At 52.8% G+C, this 16,202-nt stretch carries 16 protein-coding genes; 13 read left to right on the forward strand and 3 right to left on the reverse strand.

The annotated features are described in order from the left end of the window. The first annotated feature begins 60 nt into the window (after nucleotides 1–60). The 3 genes from RSA72_RS09185 to der all read left to right on the forward strand — a co-directional run bounded on the left by RSA72_RS09185 (nucleotide 61) and on the right by der (nucleotide 3,481). On the forward strand, nucleotides 61–759 hold the full coding sequence (locus tag RSA72_RS09185; protein ID WP_332623039.1) for a YfgM family protein: 699 nt from the start codon (nucleotides 61–63) through the stop codon (nucleotides 757–759). Further along, entirely contained in the window at nucleotides 756–1,904 is a 1,149-nt protein-coding gene (gene bamB, locus RSA72_RS09190; RefSeq protein ID WP_332623038.1) for an outer membrane protein assembly factor BamB, read from the forward strand. Before RSA72_RS09185 ends, bamB begins: the two co-directional genes overlap by 4 nt. 167 nt (nucleotides 1,905–2,071) lie before the next feature. Next, the gene (der, locus tag RSA72_RS09195; protein WP_332623036.1) at nucleotides 2,072–3,481 is read left to right on the forward strand and encodes a ribosome biogenesis GTPase Der; all 1,410 of its coding nucleotides are present in this window, start codon (nucleotides 2,072–2,074) and stop codon (nucleotides 3,479–3,481) included. Nucleotides 3,482–3,580: 99 nt separating this feature from the next. Here the strand turns inward: der and RSA72_RS09200 are convergent, their stop codons facing one another. Continuing rightward, nucleotides 3,581–3,985 carry a hypothetical protein gene (locus tag RSA72_RS09200; RefSeq protein ID WP_332623034.1) on the reverse strand — a complete coding sequence of 135 codons (405 nt, stop codon included), beginning with the start codon at nucleotides 3,983–3,985 and terminating at the stop codon, nucleotides 3,581–3,583. Between the two features lie 232 nt (nucleotides 3,986–4,217). Further along, nucleotides 4,218–4,991 carry an SDR family oxidoreductase gene (locus tag RSA72_RS09205; RefSeq protein WP_332623032.1) on the reverse strand — a complete coding sequence of 258 codons (774 nt, stop codon included), beginning with the start codon at nucleotides 4,989–4,991 and terminating at the stop codon, nucleotides 4,218–4,220. A gap of 116 nt (nucleotides 4,992–5,107) precedes the next feature. On the opposite strand from RSA72_RS09205, the gene mazG reads away from it, so the two are divergent. The 9 genes from mazG to yjgA all read left to right on the forward strand — a co-directional run bounded on the left by mazG (nucleotide 5,108) and on the right by yjgA (nucleotide 11,770). Beyond that, on the forward strand, nucleotides 5,108–5,902 hold the full coding sequence (gene mazG / locus RSA72_RS09210) for a nucleoside triphosphate pyrophosphohydrolase (protein ID WP_332623031.1): 795 nt from the start codon (nucleotides 5,108–5,110) through the stop codon (nucleotides 5,900–5,902). Next, complete coding sequence (locus RSA72_RS09215; protein WP_332623029.1) at nucleotides 5,880–6,299, forward strand: ComEA family DNA-binding protein; 420 nt, start codon at nucleotides 5,880–5,882, stop codon at nucleotides 6,297–6,299. Before mazG ends, RSA72_RS09215 begins: the two co-directional genes overlap by 23 nt. A gap of 133 nt (nucleotides 6,300–6,432) precedes the next feature. Next, on the forward strand, nucleotides 6,433–7,902 hold the full coding sequence (gene pcnB / locus RSA72_RS09220; protein ID WP_332633076.1) for a polynucleotide adenylyltransferase PcnB: 1,470 nt from the start codon (nucleotides 6,433–6,435) through the stop codon (nucleotides 7,900–7,902). Continuing rightward, entirely contained in the window at nucleotides 7,899–8,387 is a 489-nt protein-coding gene (gene folK / locus RSA72_RS09225; RefSeq protein ID WP_332624154.1) for a 2-amino-4-hydroxy-6-hydroxymethyldihydropteridine diphosphokinase, read from the forward strand. The genes pcnB and folK overlap by 4 nt, the downstream gene beginning before the upstream one ends. Nucleotides 8,388–8,430: 43 nt before the next feature. Then, complete coding sequence (gene panB / locus RSA72_RS09230; protein ID WP_332624153.1) at nucleotides 8,431–9,240, forward strand: 3-methyl-2-oxobutanoate hydroxymethyltransferase; 810 nt, start codon at nucleotides 8,431–8,433, stop codon at nucleotides 9,238–9,240. A gap of 3 nt (nucleotides 9,241–9,243) precedes the next feature. Further along, entirely contained in the window at nucleotides 9,244–10,092 is an 849-nt protein-coding gene (gene panC / locus RSA72_RS09235) for a pantoate--beta-alanine ligase (RefSeq protein ID WP_332624152.1), read from the forward strand. Nucleotides 10,093–10,116: 24 nt separating this feature from the next. Beyond that, the gene (gene rapZ, locus RSA72_RS09240; RefSeq protein WP_332624151.1) at nucleotides 10,117–10,968 is read left to right on the forward strand and encodes an RNase adapter RapZ; all 852 of its coding nucleotides are present in this window, start codon (nucleotides 10,117–10,119) and stop codon (nucleotides 10,966–10,968) included. Next, complete coding sequence (locus RSA72_RS09245; protein ID WP_068907763.1) at nucleotides 10,965–11,234, forward strand: HPr family phosphocarrier protein; 270 nt, start codon at nucleotides 10,965–10,967, stop codon at nucleotides 11,232–11,234. Before rapZ ends, RSA72_RS09245 begins: the two co-directional genes overlap by 4 nt. Before the next feature lie 2 nt (nucleotides 11,235–11,236). Continuing rightward, nucleotides 11,237–11,770 carry a ribosome biogenesis factor YjgA gene (gene yjgA, locus RSA72_RS09250; RefSeq protein ID WP_068907760.1) on the forward strand — a complete coding sequence of 178 codons (534 nt, stop codon included), beginning with the start codon at nucleotides 11,237–11,239 and terminating at the stop codon, nucleotides 11,768–11,770. 412 nt (nucleotides 11,771–12,182) lie between these two features. Here the strand turns inward: yjgA and RSA72_RS09255 are convergent, their stop codons facing one another. Further along, a complete protein-coding gene (locus RSA72_RS09255; RefSeq protein ID WP_332624618.1) occupies nucleotides 12,183–13,826 on the reverse strand; it encodes an acyl-CoA synthetase in 1,644 nt (547 codons plus the stop codon). Between the two features lie 446 nt (nucleotides 13,827–14,272). Between RSA72_RS09255 and thrS the strand changes: the two genes are divergently transcribed. Further along, nucleotides 14,273–16,195: a threonine--tRNA ligase gene (gene thrS / locus RSA72_RS09260; RefSeq protein ID WP_332633078.1), complete on the forward strand. Its 1,923-nt coding sequence runs from the start codon at nucleotides 14,273–14,275 to the stop codon at nucleotides 16,193–16,195. The last annotated feature ends 7 nt before the right edge of the window (nucleotides 16,196–16,202 follow it).

Raw genomic sequence — 16,202 nt, forward strand, 5'->3', positions numbered from 1 at the left:
CCATTTATGATTGAAAAATTTTCTTCAAAATAAGCCAAAATATAAGGAAAGGGTCGTCAAATGAACGCGTTAAGTGATGATGAACAACTTGATAATTTAAAGTCCTTCACTAAGAAGTATGGCTCTGCCATGGTTAGCGGGGTTTTAATTGCGTTGATTGCCTTTTTCGGCTGGGAATACTGGCAGAAGAAAAATTTAGCTGCTTCGCAAATTGAAACGGCTAAAGTGCAGCAGCTGATGGACAGCGCAAGAAGCGCGCAGGGCGATGCTTTTTCGCAGCTGTCCACTGCGGCTGACAGCATCATGAAGGCGTCGCCTGACTCGCCGCAGGCGGTTCAGGCGCAGCTGGTCATGGCCAAGCTGGCCTATGACAAGGCGGATTATGCCGGTGCGGAAAAAGCGCTGAAAAAAGTTGAAAATGCCAAAGACGGCGATGCAGGCCTGCTGCAGATTGTTAAGCTGCGCCTGGCCTATGCGCAGCTGGCGCAGAAAAAATATGATGAAGCGCTGAAAACGCTGGCTGCGGTGAATGATCCGGCATTCAAGGCCACAGCTGACGAAGCGCGCGGCGACATTTATGTTGCGAAAAATGATATTGAAAATGCTAAAAAAGTATATCAAAGTGCATGGGATGCGCTGCTTGAGCGCAAGGAAGAGCGTCAGATTTTACAAATTAAACTCGAAAGTGTAGGCGTTTTAGTCGATGATCCTGAAATCGAACGCCCGATTTTAGAGGCACAAATGGAAGCAGCTGAATGAATAGAAAATACAAAATTGCCTGTGCGCTGACCGTTTTAACGCTTGCGCTTGCAGGCTGCGCCAGCAAAGGCGCTAAAGTTGAGGAAGCGAAGCCGAATCCTCTGCCGAAACTTGTACAGGCCAAAACACTGGTTCCGGTATTTTCTACGAATGTGGCTTCTGCGAGCAAGGCCGACCCGCTGCGCTTGCGCTTAGATGCGGATAACGGCGTGATTTTTGCCATCAGTCCGAATGGCGAAGTTGAAGCCTACCGGGGCAAGCAGCGCCTGTGGCAGAAAAAAGTTTCCAAGCAGGGCTTAAGCTCAGGCGTTGAAGCCGCTGAGGGGCTGGTGATTGTCGGCAGCAGCAAGGGCCAGCTGTACGCTTTGGATCAGGCCAGCGGCGAGGAAAAATGGACTGCGCAGCTGTCCGGCGCGATTTTGGCGCCTTCATTGATTCATGCCGGCCGGGTGATCAGCATTGCCAATGACGGCACGGTATATGCGCATGAAGCGGCCACCGGCAAGCAGGCCTGGACCTACAATCTGCCGAATATGCAGTTCAGCCTGCGCGGCCAGGCCGCGCCTGTGGCGCTGGATGCGCGCAATGTACTGATTGCGTCTTCAAATGCCTATATTTACGCGCTTGACGCCATCAGCGGCGCGCCGAAAATGCAGCGCCGTGTCGCGGTTTCTGAAGGCCGTTCAGACATTCAGCGCCTGATTGACATTGACGGCGACCCGGCCGTTGCCGGCCAGTTTGTGGTGACCGCAAGCTATCAGGGCCAGGTCACTGTGCTGGACTTGGTTTCGCAGCAGGTGGTATGGAGTGAAGACGCCAGCAGCATTCAGCGCCCTGAAGTCAAGGGCAACGGTGTATTTGTCGCGCAGACTGACGGCAAAATTACCGCCTATGAAATTACCACCGGCAATAAGCTCTGGGAAAATGACCAGCTGCTTAACCGCCAGCTCAGCAACCCAGTAATGCTGGACGGCGACTTGGTGGTTGGCGATCTGGACGGCGTACTGCACCTGCTGAACCCGGCGACCGGCGAAATTACCGGACGCGCAAAAACCAGCGGCGAAGTGCGCACATTGCGCGTCATTGACGGCCAGCTGTACGCTGCAACGCGCAAAGGCGCAATGAGTGTCTGGCAGAATCGTTAATTTTTGCAGCTTATGTTAAAATAAGCAAACCGTATTTCTGAACGCGGGGGATTGCACAGCCAATGCCCCGTGTTTTTATTTAGGCCTTTGTCCTAATCCTTATTCTTCCAATACTTTCTGATGTTCAGACCAGACCAAACTGGCTGATCCTGAATAAAGGTTAATCTATGAAACCCGTAATTGCGCTCATTGGTCGTCCGAACGTCGGAAAATCAACCTTGTTTAACCAGATCACCAAGAGCCGTGACGCTCTTGTTGCTGACTTTGCCGGCCTGACCCGTGACCGGAAATACGGCGATGCGACATTCCAGAATAAATCCTTCATTGTGGTGGATACCGGCGGCATCGGCGAAAGCGAAGGCGGCATTGACTCCTACATGGCGGAGCAGTCGAAAACCGCGATTCACGAAGCGGATATCATTATTTTTGTGGTTGACGCCCGCGCCGGCCTGCTGGCTTCGGATGAGCAGATTGCCCGCGAGCTGCGCACCTTAGGCAAGAAAGTTTACTTAGCCGCCAATAAAGTGGACGGCGTGCATGCGGAAGCTGCGCTGGTGGAATTCTACAAGCTCGGCATGGGCGAGCCGATGCAGGTCGCCGCCAGCCATGGCCGCGGCGTGCAGCAGATGCTGGAAGATGTGCTGCAGGATGTGCCTGAAGATGAAAATCCGGAACAGCATGACAAAGATACCGGCCTGCGCCTGGCGATTATTGGCCGTCCAAACGTCGGAAAATCGACGCTGGTCAACCGCCTGCTGGGCGAAGACCGTGTGGTGGCGTTTGACCAGCCGGGCACAACGCGCGACTCGGTCTATATTCCGTTTGAGCGCGATGGCCGCAAATATACCCTGATTGATACCGCCGGCGTGCGCCGCAAAGGCAAAGTCGATGAAATGATTGAGAAGTTCTCAATTGTGAAAACTCTGCAAGCGATGAAAGACGCGCATGTGGTGGTGATTGTGGTGGATGCGCGCGACGGCATTGTTGAGCAGGACCTGCATCTGATCGGCTACGCGCTGGAAGCCGGCCGCGCCATGGTGATTGCGATCAATAAATGGGACAATATGTCCGATTATGACCGCAAGCAGTGCAAGCTGGATGTAGACCGCCGCTTTGACTTTATCCCTTGGGCGAAAATCCACCTGATTTCCGCGCTGCACGGCACCGGCGTCGGCGACCTGTATCCTTCAATTCACCGCGCCTATGACTCTTCGCATTTGAAGGTGTCGCCGGCAAAAATCACCCAAATTCTAAGCGATGCCACAGACGCGCATCAGCCGCCAATGGTCGGCGGCCGCCGCATCAAGATGCGCTATGCGCACATGGGCGGGCAGAATCCGCCGACAATTGTCATTCACGGCAACAAGGTCGACAAAACCCCTGCGGATTACCGACGCTATTTGGAAAACGTATTCCGCAAAGTGTACAAGCTGGAAGGCACGCCGGTAAAAATTGAATTCAGAACCTCTGAGAACCCGTTTGAAGGGCGCAAGTCGCAAATTGATGAGCGTGTCGCAGCGCGCAAGCGCCGCTATGTGCAGAAATTCAAGAAAGCTGAGAAGAAATTTAAGCGCTGATCCGCCTGAATTCTGGCTTCAGCTGCTGATCTGAAAGAAAAACCCGCTTCCTGAAAGCGGGTTTTTCATGCGCAGCCGGAACACCGGCGCATGCAGCTGTTACCTGAAGCCGTCTTCATTTTTATCGACTTCAATTCTGAACAGCCGGCTGCCGTTGCGCGCATACACTAAGCGGCCGGCGCCTTTGTAGTAGGCTTCAAAACGGTATTGATCCTGCGAAAAAGCGCCAGCAATCGGAATCCATGCCTTGCTGGTCTGGCGGATTTTATGGTCGGCCGGCATGCCGACCAGATCTTCAACCTGGCGCTTAGACATGCCGATTTTCAATGCTGAAAACTCTGAATTCTGATAGTCGCCGATGATTTCTCCGTTAAAGCTGCCGTCAGGGGAAGCCGCCTGAAGAATCGGTTCTGAAGATGTGGCCTTTTGGCCTGATGACAGCGGCATGGAAGAGCACGCGATTAAGCTTAAGCTGCCGGCTAAAACACAGATGAATTTTTTCATGATTAAGCCCTTTTTATCTGCACAGTCCTTTGGCGGGGCTGCTCGGTGGGTGCGGATGAAAGCGCTTTACGGGCCGCAGTTTTTATATCGGCTTAAATTGATTTTATTGATTGAATGAGCATTTGGCTGTCGGTGCTGAACTCATTAATAGGTGCGGCGGCAAAGTCATTTTATAATACAGCATCTGAAAAAGCCTGAAAAACACTATTTGTTTTCAGGCTGTAACGGACTTTTACGGCCTTTTGGCCAAAAACAGATTGCCCAGCCGGCTGACAAACTGCGGGCTGATTTTTGTCAGGCCAAACAGGATTTTAGTCTGCATCCCGACCGGGCGGTGCGTTGGCGTGAATGCGCCGGCATGCGCAGTGGCCAAGCTGAGGATTTGCTGCGCGACATCTTCCGGCGTCAGGTGCACGCCGATCTTATGAATGCTTTCAGCATTCATGTCTTTCACCATTGCGGTTTGCACAAACAGCGGCATCACGTCCAGCACGCGGATGCCGTATTTCTGCCATTCGGTATCCAGGCTTTCAGTCAGCCCGCGCACTGCAAATTTGCTGGCGGAATAAGAAGCCAGATCGGCTTGGCCGTAAATTGCCGATGCGGAAGACAGGTTGATGACCCGCGCAAAAGAAGCCTGCTTCAGGTAGGGAAAGGCCGCGTGGCAGCCGTTGATCACGCCCTTGACGTTGATGTCAATGGTGCTGTGATGGGCCTCAATGCCGGTCTGCTCAAAAGGGCCTGAGTACAGAATGCCGGCATTATTCACCAGAATATTCAGTCCGCCGGCCCACTGGCTGAATTCCTGCAGGGCGCTGCGCCAGTGCTGGATATTGGCGGCATCCAGCAGGCCGGCTTTGGCGTTCGGGCCGAGCTGCTGAGCCAGCTGCTGCGCCTGCACCGCATTGATGTCGTAAATGCCGACTTTAAAGCCCTGCCGGTAAAATAATTCGGCCGCGGCGGCGCCAATGCCCTGAGCGGCGCCGCTGATCAAGACGCTTTGCATGCTATTCTTCTCCTTATGATTTTTTATTTCTGAGCGTATTTTGAGCATAGCAAATTCTGCGGCTGAAAGAATAGGCTGCAGCTTAAATAATGCCGTTTAAACGATAGAGGTGCACCATGGAACAGCTGTTGAACATCATGCGCGAGCTGCGCGAAAAGTGCCCCTGGGACAAGCAGCAGACCCCGCAGTCGCTGACGCGCTACGCTATTGAAGAAGCCTATGAAGTGGAAGCGGCGGTGCGCTCGGGCAGCGCTGAAGAGGTGCGCGATGAGCTGGGCGACCTGCTGCTGCAGGTGGTGTTCCAGTCGCAGATGTACAGCGAGCAGGGCGCCTTCAATTTTCAGGATGTGGTGCAGGCTATTTGCGCTAAATTGATCCGGCGCCATCCGCATGTGTTTCAGTCCGAGCAGTTTGAACAGCTGACGCCGGAAGATGTGGCTGCGCTGTGGCAGGAAATCAAGCGTCAGGAAAAGCAGGGCAAGGCTGTGTCGCGGCTGGGTCAGGTCAAGCATGGGCCAGCGCTGCGGCAGGCGGAAGGCATTCAGGAAAATGCAGCTCAAATCGGCTTTGATTTCCCGGATGCTGCAGAAGCTTACGGCAAGCTGGAGGAAGAGCTGGCGGAGTTCAGGCAGGCGCTTGCGGGCGGAAATTCCGACGAAATTACCGAAGAATTCGGCGACTGCTTGTTTTCTCTGGTGAATGTTGGGCGTAAAATGAGCATCTGCAGTGAAACAGCCTTATTGGGCACCGTGCATAAATTCCGCGCCCGTTTTGCGCATATCGAAACACAGGCGGCGCTGCGCAATCAAAGCATAGAAGACCTGTCACTGGCTGAAATGGATCAGCTGTGGGAACAGGCCAAACAATTATTAAAACAGCAGGCTTTACATGAAAAACCGCAGCTTGAATAAGATTCAGCTTTTAATTCTGCTGATGGCATTGATCGGCATCAGCATTTCCTGGGCAAATGCGGAAACGGCGCAGAATGCGTCCTATGCGCAGTGGAAATCGGAACAGCAGGCGCAGGACAGCCGGCTGCAGAAGGCGCCGGCCTCCGGCGCTGCGCCACAGAACTATTACCTGTCCAGGCCGGCTTTGGCTGCGCCGTCCAGCAGCCCGAAAATCAAGCTGAACAGCGCCAATGCCGAGCAGTTTCAGCAATTAAGCGGCATTGGCCTGAAAAAAGCTGAAGCGATTGTGGCGCACCGCGCAAAAAATGGAAAATTTAAAAGCATTGAGGAAATTCAGCAGGTTAAAGGCATCGGGCCGGCCATCTTTGCGAAAAATAAAGCCCGCCTGGCGTTGTAAAGCCGAAATCTGCGGAAAATGCAGCTGAAGCCGCAGCGCAGTATCGAGAGAATCAAATTGCCCTTTGATTGTGTTAGAGATATGATTAGCGACATCTTAAAATTTTACGTTCAGGCGTAGGAGACAGCGTCTTTTGCAAACTTTGCGCGCGTCAAAATGCGGCTTATCCGCTGCACAATTACCTTCTTCCATCTTGGATGTGATTGATGCCTTAACTAAGGCAGGCTATGAAGCCTATATCGTCGGCGGCGGTGTACGCGACCTGATGCTGGGTCTAAATCCGAAGGATTATGATGCGGTCACTAATGCCACTCCCTCTCAGGTACGGGAAGTCTTCGGCCGCCGCTGCCGCATCATCGGCCGCCGTTTCGAGCTGGCTCATGTCTATTCAGGCCGTGAACTGATTGAGGTGGCGACGTTCCGCGCGCCGCCTCAGAAAGAAGTGACCTCGGCTTCCGGCATGATTCTGCGCGACAACAACTGGGGCAGCATTGAGCAGGACTTTGCGCGCCGCGATTTCTCCATCAACGCGCTGTATTATCAGCCGCGCAAAAACGAAGTGCTGGATTTCTGCAATGCGGTTGATGACATTAAGCATAAAACCCTGCGCCTGCTGGGCGATCCGCTGCAGCGCTTTGAAGAAGATCCGGTGCGCATGCTGCGCACGCTGCGCTTCGCCGCCAAGCTGAATTTCAGCATTGATGAAGAAATTCTGGACATCTTTACGCCTGAAATTACCCAGCTGCTGCGCGATGTTTCGCCGCACCGCCTGTATGATGAATCGCAGAAGCTGTTCACCATGGGGCATTTGAACCGCGTGCTGCCGATGCTGATTGACTTCGGCATCTGGCGCCAGCTGTTTGCTGAAATTCAGCCGGACATTACGCCCTTCATTGAGCGCGCGGCCAAAAATACCGATCAGCGCATTTCCATTGGCAAGACCATTAACCCAGCATTTTTCTATGCGGTTTTACTGTGGAAGCCGTTTCTGGAACGCTGCGAGTTCTATGCGGGCAAAGGCGTGGTGGCTGCCGAAGCGCGCGCCCAAGCCGGCTTGGATGTCTTGAAGCGCCAGGCGACACGCACCGTGATTCCGCGCTTTGCTGAAACCTTTATCCGCGAAGTCTGGGAAATGCAGACCCGCCTGCTGAACCCGAAACCGCAGCAGATTGAGGCTTTGTCGAGCCATGCGCGTTTCCGCGCCGGCTTTGACTTCCTGCTGATCCGTGAAAAATCCGGCGATAAAGCCACGCAGGGCATGGGTGCATGGTGGGATGCCTATCAAACGCTGTCTGCCGATGAAAAAGAGCGCGCAATTGCTGACTATAACCGCCAGCGCGCCAAGAGCCGGCGCAAGGCGTCACAGGCATCGGCTGAAGAAATCAAGCCGTCCGGCGCAGTGCAGCAGGCTGAAATTGAGCCTTTGGTGAATGAGCCGGAACCGCGCAGCCGCCGTTCCCGCAAAGCGAAAAGTCCGGCGGAATCGCGGCGCCAGCCTGCAGCGCCTGAGACAGCCGGCGGCATCGGCGCAGATCATCCAATCTTAAAGCGCAAACGGGTTAAGCGCGATTTGAGCCAAGTGATTTTTGGGCCGACGCAATGAGCGCAGTCACCTATATCGGCCTCGGCAGCAACTTAGGCGATTCACGCCAGATTCTGACTGAAGCTGTACATAAGCTGGCATCGCTGGGGCAGATTAAAACATCCAAGCTGTATCAAAGCCCGCCGATGGGGCCGCAGGATCAGCCGAATTATTTAAACGCGGCCGTGCAGCTGCTGACGGATTTGGCGCCGCTGGCTTTGCTGGATGAGCTGCAGCGCTTTGAGCAGGAATCCGGTCGCGTGCGCCTGCGCCATTGGGGCGAGCGCACGCTGGACTTGGACTTGCTGCTGTATGGGCAGGAACAGATTCAGCATGAACGCCTGACTGTGCCGCATGCCGGCGTCATGGAGCGCGATTTTGTACTGATCCCCCTGCTGGATTTAGATGCAGAACTGCAGCTGAAAGGACAATTATTAAAAGATTTGCCCATTCTGGCGCATCCAGCGCTGGATGTGCTGGATGCCGGAAACTGGGCAGATATTTAAATTTTGAATGGCTGCAATGCATTGCCATAAGAGGAACATCCAGATGATTAGTTTAAGTGACTTAAGAAAATTTAAAGCGCAAGGCCGCAAATTCTCCTGCCTGACTTGCTATGATGCAAGCATGGCGAAGGCTATGGAAGTCGCTGAAATTGATACTATTTTGATCGGTGATTCTTTAGGAATGACCATTCAGGGCTGCGATTCAACCCTGCCGGTAACGGTCAATGACATGGCTTACCATACGGCCGCCGTGCGCCGCGGCAACAGCCATGCTTTCATTCTGACTGACTTGCCGTTCATGAGCTATGCAACGCTGAATGATGCCTTGCTCAGTTCCAAGGCGGTGATGCAGGCCGGCGCGCATATGGTCAAGCTGGAAGGCGGCGCCTGGCTCAGTGAAACGGTTACGGCATTGACTCGCAACGGCATTCCGGTCTGCGTGCATTTGGGCCTGACCCCGCAGTCGGTGCATGTTTTTGGCGGCTATAAGGTGCAGGCGCGCACCCGTGAAGCTGCTGATCAGCTGATTGCGGACTGCAGGGCTGTGGTTGAGGCCGGCGCGGCGGCGCTTTTGCTGGAATGCGTTCCTGCGCAGGTTGGCCGGGAAATCAGCGAATTGTTCCCTAATACGCCGGTCATCGGCATTGGCGCGGGCGCGGAAACAGACGGGCAGGTTCTGGTGGTTCAGGACATGCTTGGCCTGAACTTCGGCCATGTGGCTAAATTCGTCCGCAACTTTATGCAAGAGCAGGCCGGCGGAACTGCCATTGCTGATGCGTTCAAGGCGTATCATGCTGCGGTGCAGGACGGATCATTCCCAGCCAAAGAACATACTTTCCAAATTGAGCTGTAAATCATGAAAACTGAAATAACGATTCAAGGCCTGACAGCGTCTCTCAGCCCAGCGCGTTCAGCGCGAAAAATTATCGGCTTTGTGCCGACCATGGGCAATCTGCATGAAGGCCATCTGAATCTGGTGCGCGAGGCGCGCAGATTATGCGATGTTGTGGTGGTCAGCATTTTCGTGAACCCGATTCAATTTGGCCCGAATGAAGATTTCGACAATTATCCGCGCACGCTGGAGCAGGATCAGCGCCTGCTGGCGGAAGCCGGCTGCGATATTGTTTTTGCGCCGTCAGTTGAGCAGATGTACGGCAATAAGCCGCGCCTGACCAATATTTCTGTGGCCGGCATTACCGATGATTTATGCGGCCTGCAGCGCCCGGGGCATTTTGACGGTGTTGCAGTGGTTGTAACAAAACTGTTCAATATAGTGCAGCCGAATTTCGCCTTTTTTGGCCAGAAAGACTATCAGCAGCTGGCGGTGATCCGCCAGTTTGTGCGCGACCTGAACATTCCGCTGGAAGTGATTGGCGTGCCGATAGCCCGCGCTGCCGATGGCTTGGCGCTCAGCTCGCGCAACGGCTACTTAAGCCCTGAAAACCGGGCAATTGCGCCGAAAATCCACCAAAGCCTGAAGGCTGCGGAACAGCAGCTGCAGGCTGGGGCGGCATTGCCGGATGCGCTGCTGAACATGAAAGCCACCTTGACAGAGGCAGGCTTTGCTGTGGATTATGTAGAGGCGCGCACGCTGGACTTGCAGAAAATTGAACAGTTTAATCAGGATATTATGCTGTTCGCGGCGGCAAAACTGGGCGCGACCCGCCTGATTGACAACCTGCAGGTGAAATATCCTGCTTCATAACGCTATAAGAAGGGTAGCAGTGCAATGAAACGCATTTTAATTGTTACAGGCCAGTCCGGTTCAGGCAAAAGTTCTGCTTTGCAGGTGCTTGAAGATTTAGGCTATTACTGTATTGATAATTTGCCTTTGGCCCTGCTGCCGGAGATTGTCGCAAAGCTGGACCGGGAAAATAACCTTGAGCAGCTGGCGCTGGGGGTGGATGTCCGCAGCACGCGGGAAGACCTGCAGGAATTTGATCACGTTTTTCAGCAGCTGCAGCAGCATGGCTCGGTCGATATTATTTATCTGACCACGCGCGATCAGGAGCTGATTTCACGCTTCAGCGCCTCGCGCCGGCCGCATCCACTGTCCAACCGCTTTAAAAGCCTGAATGCCTGCATTCAGGAAGAAAAATCACTGCTGCTGCCGATTCAGATGCGCTCAACGGTGCATATTGATACTACAGACAAAAGCGTGCATGATTTAAAGCATATTCTGCTGTCCAAGCTTGGGCAGGCCAATAATCTTATTTTAATTCTGCAGTCTTTCGGCTTTAAGCACGGCATTCCGCTGGATGCCGACTATGTGTTTGATGTCAGGCATTTGCCGAACCCGCATTGGGATTTGGAATTAAGGAAATATTCCGGCCTGGATCAGCCAGTACAGAAATTTTTAGAGCAAAGTCCGCAAACTGAGGAAATGTTCAGCGACATTTACCACTTTTTGGACAAGTGGCTTCCTGCCTTTGCCGAAGGGCACCGTCACTACATGACGGTTTCCATCGGCTGCACCGGCGGACAGCACCGTTCTGTTTATATTGTGGATAGACTGAAAAAGGCCCTTGAGGCAAAATGGTCTATTCAGGTCCTACACCGAGAAATGAAGCACTGGTCATGATTGACACAACTGTTGACGTAATTAATAAACTGGGTTTACATGCGCGTGCGTCTGGAAAACTGATTGAAGTCACTGCAAAATTCCGCTCATCGATTCAGATCGGCAAAGGTGATAAATTAGTGGATGCAAAAAATATTATGTCTTTGCTCATGCTTGGCGCAGGCAAGGGCACAACTTTAAGAATTGTGATTGATGGCGCAGATGAAGAAAAAGCTTTATCTGAGATTCAGGCACTGTTCGCAGCGAAATTTTACGAGGCAGATTAACCGTGGCACGTCGACCGAACCGTTTTACTGAAGATGACTTTGATTCTCTAGAAGGACGTGCAAGCAAAACTGAACAGAAGAAGGCTGTACAGCGTATGGCCGCTTTAGGTGAACAACTGGCGCAGCTCAGTCCCAAACAAATTAAGAACCTTCCGGTGGAAGAGCGCCTGATTGACGCCCTGCTGGATGCGCAGGCGATTACTTCTTTTGAAGCCCGCCGCCGCCAGTTTCAGCGGGTGGGCAAGCTGCTGCGCAATGAAAATGAAACCGTGATTCTGTCTTATTTAACCCCGAAGCAAGGCTTGAAAAAAACCGCACAGCTGCAGCGCTGGGTAGACCGGATCATTAAAGAGGGCGATCCCGCCATTAATGAATTCAGCAAAGTGTATAATGCGACTGAACGCCATACGCTGCGCCAGCATTTGCTGCGGGTTCTGCGCGACATGAAGCAGGAGCTGCCTGAAGCTGAAATTGAAGCGTCTAAGCTGAAAATGTTCAACTATGTGCAGCAGGTGGCTTTGATTTCAGATAACTGATCTGCATCACCGCAGCTTTAAATGCTGAAAGCGGCTCTTTTGAGCTAATGCCAGTCAGTTAAGAAACTGACTGGCTTTTTCTTTTTAAATTTACGATATTATTTGATACACGGAAGTGTCATCTGCAACCTGCGTGGTCTTTGAAATGGACTGTTTTTGCAACAGAAGCTTTTTAAGTGCAGAAAGCGAACAGGTTTTGCGGATGACAAATGCTTTTGGTTCTTTTGGCGAAACAAAAGAACAAAACGAGCTCCAAAAATTCGATTTAAAAACGGTAAGACTCCGCCATGAATGGCCCAAAAAGTTAAGGAGTTTATTGCAAAACTCCTTAATTGATCAGTATTAGCTCTTTTAAGCCGCTTTTTTATTCCTCTTTTTGCACCCTATTGCGCGAATTTTTGAAAAGCCGCGCTTAGCTGAACTCGCGGTCGGCGCGCTCTTTTGCCCAGTCGCGCAGAATGAATTTCTGCAGCTTGCCGGTCGAGGTTTTGGGAATCTCGGCAATCACTACATCCTTAGGCACTTTAAAGCGCGCTAAATGCTGCTTGCAGAATTCAATGATTTCTTCCGGCGCCGCCTGCTTGCCGGCCTTCAGCTCAACAAAGGCGCAGGGCACTTCCTGCCAGCGCGGATCAGGCTTGGCCACAACGGCAGCGGTCAGGATGGCAGGGTGCTGATACAGCACTTCTTCCACTTCCAGCGATGAAATATTCTCGCCGCCGGAAATAATCACATCTTTTGAGCGGTCAGTGATTTTTGCATAGCCGTCCGGCTGGCATACCGCCAGATCGCCGGTATGGAACCAGCCGCCGGCAAAAGCTTCTGCGGTGGCTTGCGGATTTTTCAGATAGCCTTTCATGACAATATTGCCGCGGAACATGATTTCACCCATGGTCTGGCCGTCATGCGGCACCGGCTGCATGGTTTCCGGATCTATCACCTTCATGCCGTCCTGCAGCGGATAAGGCACGCCCTGGCGCGAATGCAGCTGCGCCTGCTCCTGAATGGACAGGTCGCTCCAGCCGGCTTGCGACGCGCACAGCGCGGAAGGGCCATAGGTTTCGGTCAGGCCGTAAACATGCGTGACGTTAATGCCGATATTGCGCATGCCTTCAATAATGGCTGCCGGAGGCGCCGCGCCGGCGACCATGACTTCTACGCGGTGATCGAATGCAGTTTTCTTGTCTTCCGGGGTGTTGATCATCATGGAAAGCACAATCGGCGCGCCGCAGAAATAATCTACTTTATGGCGCGCAATCAGCTTGAAAATCTGCTCCGCATCGACTTTGCGCAGGCAGATATTGGTGCCGCCGTTGGCCGCCATGGTCCAGGCAAAGCACCAGCCGTTGCAGTGGAACAGCGGCAGGGTCCATAAATAGGTGGCGCGCGGCGTCATGCCGCAGGCGATGATATTGCTGGCTGCATTGATGTAGGCGCCGCGGTGATGGTAAACCACGCCTTTCGGATTGCCGGTTGTGCCTGAAGTGTAGCTTAGGCTGATGGCGTCCCATTCATCCTGCGGCAGGTGCCAGGCAAAATCCGGATCGCCTTCGGCCAGCCAGTCTTCATATTCAATCTGGCCGATCGGCGTGGAAAAGCCGTGCAGATATTCGGAATCATCCACATCAATGACAAAAATATCCTGCTGGACTAAAGCCAGCGCTTCCTGCGCCACGGCTGCAAATTCAGGGTCAACCAGCAGCACTTTGGTTTCCGCATGCTCCAGCATGAAAGCGATGGTCTTGGCATCCAGCCGGGTGTTCAGGGTATTCAGCACTGCGCCGGCCATAGGCACCGCAAAATGCGCCTCAATCATGGCCGGGATATTCGGCAGCAGCGCCGAAACGGTATCATTCTTGCCAATGCCCAGCGCCTGCAGCTGATGCGCGAACTGGCAGCAGCGCTGGTAGGTTTCACGCCAGCTGATATGGCGGGAGCCGTGAATGATGGCGTCTTGATGCGGGTAAATGTAGGCCGCGCGCTCTAGATAGCGCAGCGGCGATAAGGCAACAAAATTGGCCGGTGTCCGCGGCAATTCATCATAGGCGCTGACCATTTCAGAAACTCCATATCTGCTAGTATTTTTTGTCATTGCTGCAACAATATTCAGTCTTCGGCGCTCTTGCATTAATGCTTTAGTCGGAGTATTGCGCTTGAATTTGCAGCATATTGAAAATACGGTATTTAAAAGCGCGCTGCCGGCTGGAAAATGAACCCTGCGGTTCTATAGTTTGATTTTTTCCGGAAAATCATTTAGCCCGCCCGCTTTAGGAGAGCGCATCGGGCATGGCAAGGCCTGCGCGGCGGCCGAAAACGCAGGGCGGGCCGGGATAAAAAAGATTTTTAGCCGGAAAAAGGTTTAATCATTGCGCTAAGGCGTGTAAAATTTCAGTCGATTTTCATCTATCCACCGTTTTTATCTTTTGAGGCTCAGCCCTCGATCATAATCTCGCGGTGATATGCTCCATTGTACGGGGCATCACTCCTTAAGGATTTTCTATTATGCCAATTATCACTTTGCCAAATGGCGATCAAAAGCAGTTTGATCACGCCGTATCTGTGATGGAAGTTGCTCAAAGCATCGGCCCAGGCCTTGCAAAAAATACCGTTGCAGGGAAAGTCGATGGGCGCTTAGTTGACGCATCTGACTTGATCAGCGCGGACGCAAGCCTCCAGATTATTACCCCGAAAGATGACGAAGGCGTTGAAATTATCCGCCATTCTTGCGCGCATTTAGTCGGCCATGCAGTGAAGCAGCTGTTCCCGGAAGCGAAAATGGTGATTGGCCCGGTCATTGAAGAAGGCTTCTACTATGACATCTGGATGCCGCACCCATTTACTTTAGATGACATGGCAGCCATCGAAGAGCGCATGAAAAAGCTCATCGATCAGGATTATGAGGTCATTAAAAAAATGACCCCGCGTGACGACGTGATTGCAGAATTCACAGCGCGCGGCGAAGAATACAAGCTGCGCCTGATTGCGGACATGCCTGAAGAAACCCAGATGGGCCTGTATTACCATCAGGACTATCTGGATATGTGCCGCGGCCCGCATGTGCCGAATACCAAATTCTTAAAATCGTTCAAGCTGACTAAAATCTCCGGCGCGTACTGGCGCGGCGATGCGAAAAATGAACAGCTGCAGCGCATTTACGGCACGGCGTGGGCGGACAAGAAGCAGCTGGCTGCTTATGTCAAGCGCATTGAAGAAGCGGAAAAGCGCGACCACCGCAAAATCGGCAAGGCGCTGGACTTGTTCCATATGCAGGAAGAGGCGCCGGGCATGGTGTTCTGGCATCCGAACGGCTGGACCATTTACCAAGTGCTTGAACAGTACATGCGCAAAGTGCAGGAAGACAACGGCTATCAGGAAATCCGCACGCCGCAGGTGGTTGATTTCACGCTGTGGGAAAAGTCCGGCCATGCAGCCAACTATGCCGACAACATGTTCACTACGCATTCTGAAAACCGCAACTATGCGGTGAAGCCGATGAACTGCCCATGCCACGTTCAAGTTTTCAACCAGGGCCTGAAGTCTTACCGTGACCTGCCAATCCGTTTGGCGGAATTCGGTTCATGCCACCGCAACGAACCGTCAGGCTCACTGCACGGCATTATGCGCGTGCGCGGCTTTACTCAGGATGATGCGCATATTTTCTGCACCACAGAGCAGATTGGCCCTGAGGTTGCAGACTTCATCAAGCTGACTTTGGATGTCTACAAAGACTTCGGCTTTGAAGAAGTGCAAATGAAGCTGTCTACGCGTCCGGAAAAGCGCGTAGGCGATGACAAGCTTTGGGATATGGCGGAAAAATCCTTGGCGGATGCCTTGGACGCAGCCGGCCTGGCGTGGGATCTGCAGCCGGGTGAAGGCGCATTCTACGGTCCGAAAATTGAATTCTCCCTGAAAGACTGCTTAGGCCGGGTATGGCAATGTGGTACAATTCAGTGCGACTTCAACCTGCCGGAACGCCTGGACGCATCTTATGTGACTGAAGACAATGACCGCGATCAGCCGGTTATGCTTCACCGCGCAATTCTTGGCAGCTTTGAGCGTTTTATTGGTATACTAATTGAACACTATGCAGGCTTTATGCCGCCTTGGCTGGCGCCCGTGCAGGCATGTGTCATGAATATTACCGATTCGCAGGCGCAGGCGTGCGAGTCAGTGGTCGCAAAACTTAAAGAAAGCGGCATCCGCGCGATTTCAGACTTGAGAAATGAGAAAATCGGCTTTAAGATTCGTGAACGCACATTAGAGCGCATTCCTTACTTGCTGGTGCTTGGGGACCGTGAAGTCGAGGAAGGTACAGTGAACGTCCGTACCCGCTCTGGAAAAAATTTAGGTACTATGTCAATCGACGCTTTCGTTGACCTAGTGAAAGCAGCCGTAGCCGAACGCGGCCGGTACATTGTGGAGTAACAGCGAT

This window comes from Acinetobacter sp. (assembly GCF_036659555.1).
Classification (GTDB): Bacteria; Pseudomonadota; Gammaproteobacteria; order Pseudomonadales; family Moraxellaceae; genus Acinetobacter.

Coding starts and splice junctions, on each gene's coding strand:
- RSA72_RS09185 (WP_332623039.1), top strand. CDS start 61: ATGAACGCGTTAAGTGATGATGAACAACTTGATAATTTAAAGTCCTTC.
- bamB (WP_332623038.1), top strand. CDS start 756: ATGAATAGAAAATACAAAATTGCCTGTGCGCTGACCGTTTTAACGCTT.
- der (WP_332623036.1), top strand. CDS start 2,072: ATGAAACCCGTAATTGCGCTCATTGGTCGTCCGAACGTCGGAAAATCA.
- RSA72_RS09200 (WP_332623034.1), bottom strand. CDS start 3,985: ATGAAAAAATTCATCTGTGTTTTAGCCGGCAGCTTAAGCTTAATCGCG.
- RSA72_RS09205 (WP_332623032.1), bottom strand. CDS start 4,991: ATGCAAAGCGTCTTGATCAGCGGCGCCGCTCAGGGCATTGGCGCCGCC.
- mazG (WP_332623031.1), top strand. CDS start 5,108: ATGGAACAGCTGTTGAACATCATGCGCGAGCTGCGCGAAAAGTGCCCC.
- RSA72_RS09215 (WP_332623029.1), top strand. CDS start 5,880: ATGAAAAACCGCAGCTTGAATAAGATTCAGCTTTTAATTCTGCTGATG.
- folK (WP_332624154.1), top strand. CDS start 7,899: ATGAGCGCAGTCACCTATATCGGCCTCGGCAGCAACTTAGGCGATTCA.
- panB (WP_332624153.1), top strand. CDS start 8,431: ATGATTAGTTTAAGTGACTTAAGAAAATTTAAAGCGCAAGGCCGCAAA.
- panC (WP_332624152.1), top strand. CDS start 9,244: ATGAAAACTGAAATAACGATTCAAGGCCTGACAGCGTCTCTCAGCCCA.
- rapZ (WP_332624151.1), top strand. CDS start 10,117: ATGAAACGCATTTTAATTGTTACAGGCCAGTCCGGTTCAGGCAAAAGT.
- RSA72_RS09245 (WP_068907763.1), top strand. CDS start 10,965: ATGATTGACACAACTGTTGACGTAATTAATAAACTGGGTTTACATGCG.
- RSA72_RS09255 (WP_332624618.1), bottom strand. CDS start 13,826: ATGGTCAGCGCCTATGATGAATTGCCGCGGACACCGGCCAATTTTGTT.
- thrS (WP_332633078.1), top strand. CDS start 14,273: ATGCCAATTATCACTTTGCCAAATGGCGATCAAAAGCAGTTTGATCAC.